The 5,895-nt window shown below is 63.8% G+C and carries 8 protein-coding genes; 1 reads left to right on the top strand and 7 read right to left on the bottom strand.

Annotated features, from left to right (window positions below):
• From ABD250_RS04955 to ABD250_RS04925, 7 genes are all read right to left on the bottom strand, one after another.
• A partial coding sequence (locus tag ABD250_RS04955; protein ID WP_344391015.1) for an aldo/keto reductase occupies positions 1–990 on the bottom strand: 990 nt, incomplete at its 3' end.
• Between the two features lie 189 nt (positions 991–1,179).
• Positions 1,180–2,094, bottom strand: coding sequence for an alpha/beta fold hydrolase (locus ABD250_RS04950; RefSeq protein ID WP_024476680.1), 915 nt, complete (start codon positions 2,092–2,094; stop codon positions 1,180–1,182).
• 16 nt (positions 2,095–2,110) lie between these two features.
• Complete coding sequence (locus tag ABD250_RS04945) at positions 2,111–2,833, bottom strand: alpha/beta fold hydrolase (protein ID WP_024476681.1); 723 nt, start codon at positions 2,831–2,833, stop codon at positions 2,111–2,113.
• Between the two features lie 161 nt (positions 2,834–2,994).
• On the bottom strand, positions 2,995–3,780 hold the full coding sequence (locus ABD250_RS04940) for an IclR family transcriptional regulator (RefSeq protein WP_231734901.1): 786 nt from the start codon (positions 3,778–3,780) through the stop codon (positions 2,995–2,997).
• A 68-nt stretch (positions 3,781–3,848) separates the two neighbouring features.
• Positions 3,849–5,060 carry an NAD(P)/FAD-dependent oxidoreductase gene (locus ABD250_RS04935; protein ID WP_005054949.1) on the bottom strand — a complete coding sequence of 404 codons (1,212 nt, stop codon included), beginning with the start codon at positions 5,058–5,060 and terminating at the stop codon, positions 3,849–3,851.
• Entirely contained in the window at positions 5,057–5,254 is a 198-nt protein-coding gene (locus ABD250_RS04930; protein WP_005054951.1) for a ferredoxin, read from the bottom strand. Before ABD250_RS04930 ends, ABD250_RS04935 begins: the two co-directional genes overlap by 4 nt.
• A gap of 3 nt (positions 5,255–5,257) precedes the next feature.
• Positions 5,258–5,584, bottom strand: a complete 327-nt coding sequence (locus ABD250_RS04925) for a hypothetical protein (RefSeq protein ID WP_005054953.1) — start codon at positions 5,582–5,584, stop codon at positions 5,258–5,260.
• Positions 5,585–5,605: 21 nt separating this feature from the next.
• On the opposite strand from ABD250_RS04925, the gene ABD250_RS18070 reads away from it, so the two are divergent.
• Positions 5,606–5,895: hypothetical protein (locus ABD250_RS18070; protein WP_425551863.1), on the top strand; the 290-nt coding region annotated here is incomplete at its 3' end.

Genomic DNA, 5,895 nt, shown 5'->3' with positions numbered 1-5,895 from the left:
TTTGGCGGCCTGCGGGATCGGGACGATTCCTTGCTGGACGTGCCAGCGGAGCAGAACCTGCGCCGGACTCTTTGCTGTCCGTTGCGCGATCTGCACCACGATGGGGTGGTCGCGCAGTCCCGATTCGCGACCAATAGGGCTCCAGGCTTCGGTGATGATGCCCAGGTCCTGGTGCACTGCCCGCGGGGGTAGCCGTGCGAGATCGGGGCTGAGCTGGATCTGGTTCACGTCGGGAACCACGCCGGTCGCGGCAATGACCTTCTCCAGATGGTCCGGCTTGAAATTGGAGACACCGATCGCTTTGACACGGCCTTCGTCCAAGAGCTTGACGAGGCCTCTCCATGCCTCGGTGTACTGGTCCAAGGCCGGCACGGGCCAGTGGCACATGAACATGTCCAGGTAGTCCAGGCCCAAGGCTTGGAGACTACGGTCGTAGGCCCGCTGCACACCGTCGACGCTGTGGGACTCCTTGTTGAACTTGCTGGAGACGAACAACTCTTCACGCGCAACGCCTGCCGTGCGGACACCGCGTCCCACCGCGTCTTCATTGCGGTACTGGAACGCGGTGTCGACGAGCCGGTAGCCGCTTCGAATGGCGTAGCGGACGGCCGTTTCGCACTCTTCCCCCACTAGTGGCCAGGTGCCCAGACCTAGATGCGGAATGCTATGCCCGTGCCTCAGGTGGAGCCTCGGGACCGTTGCGGGGTCATTGCTTGGATGGGTTTCCGTCGTCATGGATATCCTCTCGTCAAAATGTTTCCTGTCGCCGGAGGCAAGCAGCGCGAGCTTCAGGTCTTTGCCGGTCAGTCGACATCTTTGTTGGACCTCCAGGGGGTTGCGGCCGGGGTGATGATGAGCAGGCCCGCGGCCATCCTTATGCTCAGCCCGAACGTTCCGTTCGAGCTGCGAACCGATCGTCTCGATGCGTCGTGGCAGACGCCTCAGCTGTCCACCGATGACCTGGAGTTGCACGCGGCCGTCGGCGAACATCTCCCTTGAGTCCATCGCCAGACGTATGAAATGAGGAGTTCGAGCAAGGGCCCGATCGACCAAGTCGTAGTCGGCAACGAGCTGGCACAGCGTTCCCTCGAGTGACACGAAGGAAACGACTGGCGTTCTCCTCCGCTGTTGGGGACGTCGGGTCGGCTGAAATAATGGCCGGGACGATACGGTGGCGAGTCAGAGCGCCGTGATCCACCGCGCGATCTCGTCAGCGAGCTCGTCGCTATTGTCTTCGACCATCAGCATGTGGCCGTTCCCAGCGAGAACAGGCAGTTCGGACGACCAGAAGGTGACGGCGGCGCCCTGATCGGTGAGCCAGGCCACGATGTCCTGATCCAGCTGCGAGGGGTGGTCGGTATCGGCTCCACCCGTGAAGACGAGAATCGGCTTGTTCGTGAACGCGTCGGTCGGCCCGATCCTCATTTGGCTCCCACCGATGTTCTGACGCTGATAAAGCATCCGGGCCGGGATCGGCCGAAGGGTGCGGCGGAACACCTCGATGCACTCGCGGGGGAACCGCCGGCTGGGTCCGATGGCCTTGTCGTTCACGAAGGCGCTTGTGGGTTCCCAGAAACCCATCTTCGGGATGGTCCAGTCGATGGCCGCTCCACGGATGGAGACCTCCTGGTCGGACTCCCTCACGATCTCGGGCACCGCCTGTACATTTCCAGGCGGGCCCGGAGCGACGGCTACGAGCCCGTCGATGAGATCGCCATGCGTCTCTAGGAGGCGGAAGCCAATCGGACCTGCCATCGAGTGCACGACCAGCACGACGTTCCGGCCGAGACCAGAGAGGAACACGCCCATCCCTCGGCACACGCTCTCATAGTCCAGCCGCGCAGACGCCGCACGATCATCGACGTGTTGGGCCGCCTCATAGGACAACCCCAGCCAGTCCACCACCAGCACACCGTAGCCAAGCGATACCAATCGTGCCGCCCAGCCCTGTCGGCCGTCGGGCGTCTCGAGATAGCACTCCTTCGAGACACCACCCCCGTGCACGAGGACGATCCACCGAGCAGGCGCACCCGACGGCGCCAGTTCGGTGTACGAGATCGGCGCGACGTCGTCTGGGCGTGAAATCGAATCCATAGCTTCCCCAGGCCTGTTAGGCAATGACGGCGTCGAGGGCCCGTGCGAGCCTCTCCGGATGCGTGAGCATCACCAAATGGCTTCCGTCGATCTCGATCGTGCGCGGACTATCAAGCCGCCCGGCCGCGGCCTGGTAGATCTCAGCGGGAACGGCCTGGTCCTGAGCGAGGAACACATAACTTGACGGGATGCTGCTCGCCCAGAACTGGTCGAGGCGGATCGGCTCATTGGACCAGCCTGCCGGCGTTGGGACGAGCCTCGGCTCGAGCGCGGCGAGCTGCTGCTGCTCGAACGGGGACATGTCCTGCATAGACGCGGCCCAGAGCTCAGGCGGCATGACGATGGTGTTGTCGTCGGACTGACTCGCAAGCGCCTTCATCGCTGCGACCAACGGATCGGGGAGCACGTCGTTAATGGTCTCGCCGTCGCGCAGCACCCAGGCGTCGACGAAGACGACCCGGCCGATGCGCTCGGGCATCGCCTCAGCGACGAGTTGGATGAGCGGACCTCCGCCGCTATGACCGACGAGCACGATGTCGAGCTGGGTGAGCTCTCTTACCTGATCGATCAGATCGCGCGCCATCATGCTCATCGTGACGCCGGAGCGGTCCACGTCACCGTCTTCGAGACCGCGCAGCGTCGGCGCGATCACCTCGTGCCCCATTCTGCGCAATTCGTCGGCGACGCCGTCCCACGCCCAGCCGCCTACCCATCCGCCGTGCACCAGTACGATCTGCATTGATCATCCTCTTCGCATATTTATCTGCTGAGCAGAACTTGTTCCTAACTAGAAGACACAATAGCTTGCGCGGCGCCAACAGTCCAGCATGGCTCGAGCTCTCTTCAGAACGCGCCGAACGACCCCTGCACCAGGTCGCAGGGGAAAGAGACGACGAGCCTTCAGGAGGTCAGGTCGGCCAGACGTACGGCTGCCTCATCGAGGAGTGCGACGAGGGTCTTCACCTTGCGGGGAGGCAAGCGGAACACCGGGGCAGATGCGTTGATCGCCAACCGCAGCCCGCTCGCCGAGGGAACGGCCACGGCCACCGAGGCCACGCCCTCCTCGCTCTCCTCCCGGTTCGTTGCATAGCCCTGCTTCGCGACAAGATCCAGTTGTGCGAGGAGCTCGGTCTTGGTACGGATCGACTGCGGAGTCACCTGTGAGAGTTGCTCGTCGGGGTAGAGACGGTCCAATTGTTCTCGCGGGAGCTGCGCCAGGAGAACCTTTCCCGTGGAGGTGCAATGGGCCGGCATCTCCTTGCCCAACCGTGAAGCGACTCGCACCGCCGTCGTCGGTTCCGAGACTGCGAGAAAGCGAGTGGAGTTGCCGTCGAGCGTGCCGAGGTGAACCGTCTCGCCGGCTTGGTGGCTGAGTTCCTCGAGGATCGGTTGCACGATCTGCGGGATGTCCATCTTTCTCAGCACCGAGAAGGCGATCGTGGTCAACGACGGCCCTGGCCCGTATGTCTTCGTTCGCGGGTCTTGCCGCACGAATCCTCGCCATTGAAGCATCGCGAGGATGCGATGCGCCGTTGAGGTCGCGACACCCAGGTGCTTGCTGGCGTCCGTCAGTCGAAGTTCGTTCTTCTCACCGAGCAGGAGCAGGAGTTTCAGGGCATTGTCGACCGACTCGATCGGGTATTGCGGAGCCGCATCGACTCCGTCGGCTGCTCTATTTCTCTGCACAACAGAAACTGTATCGTTCCTGCCGGCCCTCAGGGCCGCCATCAAGGGCAAGGCGATCCCGTCCAGGTCTATCCGGACGCCGATTCGAGCAGCCGGCCCAGTCGTACACGAACGTCGGAAAGCGACGATCCCGCTGCGATGGACCGGCGGACTTCGACGAGAGCGCGGGGCCAATTCAGTACCACTGCCCCGTCGAATGACAGACCATTCTGAGAGTACAGAGACGCGATCCGGTCGGGTGTTCGAGGGTCCGTCACCATCTCGGGGTTGACTGCCGTCGTGCGACCGACGATGTGCAGCTTCCAGTTGAACTGGTCACTCCAGACATACTCGACAGGCAGATATGAGCGTCGGTCGTCGGGATGAGCGATGTTGTGCGCGACACAGCGCGCCTGGTCGACCGCATTCGTCCAGTGCTCAAGACGGGTGAGATCGCCGCGAACCGGATGCCGCCACCGCGCAACATCGCCGATCGCATGGATTTCCGGGGCGCCGAGTGCCGTGAGGAATTCGTCGCAGACGAGACCGTCGTCGATCTCGAGCCCTGAGTCCTCGAGCCATTCGACGTTCGGCACTGCCCCGATGCCGATGACGACGACATCACCGTGGAGCTCGGAACCGTCATCCAGGAGCACGCGGAAGTCTCCCTTCGCACCGTCGATCTGCGCGACCGTCCGTCCGAGAACCGCATGTACGCCATGCCGGGAGTGCTTCTGCGAGAAGAGGGCGCCAATCTCGTCACCGAGCCGGCGTGACATCAGGTCGCGTGTCGCCGAGACCAGGGTGACATCGACTCCGAGCCCAAGAGCGGTCGCGGCGACCTCGGCGCCGATGAAGCCCGCTCCGATGACGATGATCCTGCGATCGGGAACTAGCTCGGCGCGCAGCCGGTCTGCGTCGTCGAGTGTCCGCAGCACATGGATTCCCTCGCCTTCACCCCACGGCGACGGCCGCGCGCGGACGCCGGTCGCCACCACGAGGTCATCGAAGCCGACCCGCCGTCCATTCGCCAGCCGGAGCTCCGACAACGCACGGTCCAGACCTACCGCCGGCACACCGAGACGAAGGTCGATGTTAAGCTCGAGCGCCTCCGCCGCCGTGAGGAGCGTGACCTCGGCTGCACCTGCACCGACGAGGTATCCCTTCGACAGCGGCGGCTTGTCGTAGGGCAGCACGGGCTCGGAGCCGATGAGCACAACGTCTCCGCGATACCCCTCTGCCCGAAGCGCCTGCGCGGCCCGTACCCCCGCGATCGACGCACCGACAATCGCTGTCGTCATTCGTCTTCCACCCGGAGCGCGGAAACCGGGCAGCTGTTCGCCGCCTCGGTGACCCGTTTCCGGTCGGCCTCGTCGACCTCTGTTCTGAGCAGGATCACGACGCCGTCGTCATCGAGATCGAAATAGTCTCCCGCGGCCATGATGCAGTTGGCGTAGCCCTGACAGAGCCCGAGATCCGCTTTCACGACAGGCATGTGTCACTCCTCTCCTGCTTCTTCAGGCGTTATCTCAGGGAACATCGGTGCGAACGGTTGGGCGATCATGGCGGAGAACGTCGCCGTAGTCTGCCAGGTCAGCGCCTCGAGCTCGAGCGGATCGAGAGCGACCCACTGCCCGGATCGCGGCGACTCGATCAGGAGCCGGGAGCCGTTGCGTGTCTCCACGCGAGATACCCGGATCTCCGAGAACTCATTGGCGATCGAGATCGGAGCCCCTACCCGCTGGTCTTCGAGCCGCTGACGTTCGTCTGCTGCTGCGATGGCCGCGATGCGGTCGTCCTCTTCGCCTTCCCATTCGAGTTTCATAGGAAGATCGCCAGATTCTGTGTGCGCAAGACCGACTCGTCGACCGTGATGGTTCGGCGTGCGAGCTGCAACCCGCCGGGGCAATGGGATACACAGTTGCGTTCGGCGTTGGTGCTGATGGCCGCGATGACGATGTTCGCGGGCGGTGCCGTCACCTCCGCCGTAGCCTTTGCCGTGATCGGCGCGCTGGAGCGGGGGATTGCGGTCGGCCCGGCTGGTGTGCTTCTGGCCGTCGGCAGCGCCCTAGGAGCCGCGACCCGTATCGTGATTGGCGGAGTCGTCGATCGAGGCGGCGTGTCGGCTCTTTCTTT

The organism is Dietzia cercidiphylli, from assembly GCF_039531545.1.
Lineage (GTDB): Bacteria > Actinomycetota > Actinomycetes > Mycobacteriales > Mycobacteriaceae > Dietzia > Dietzia natronolimnaea.
The sequence above is the reverse complement of the archived record's forward strand: the minus strand, read 5'-3'. Positions and strand labels throughout refer to the sequence as shown.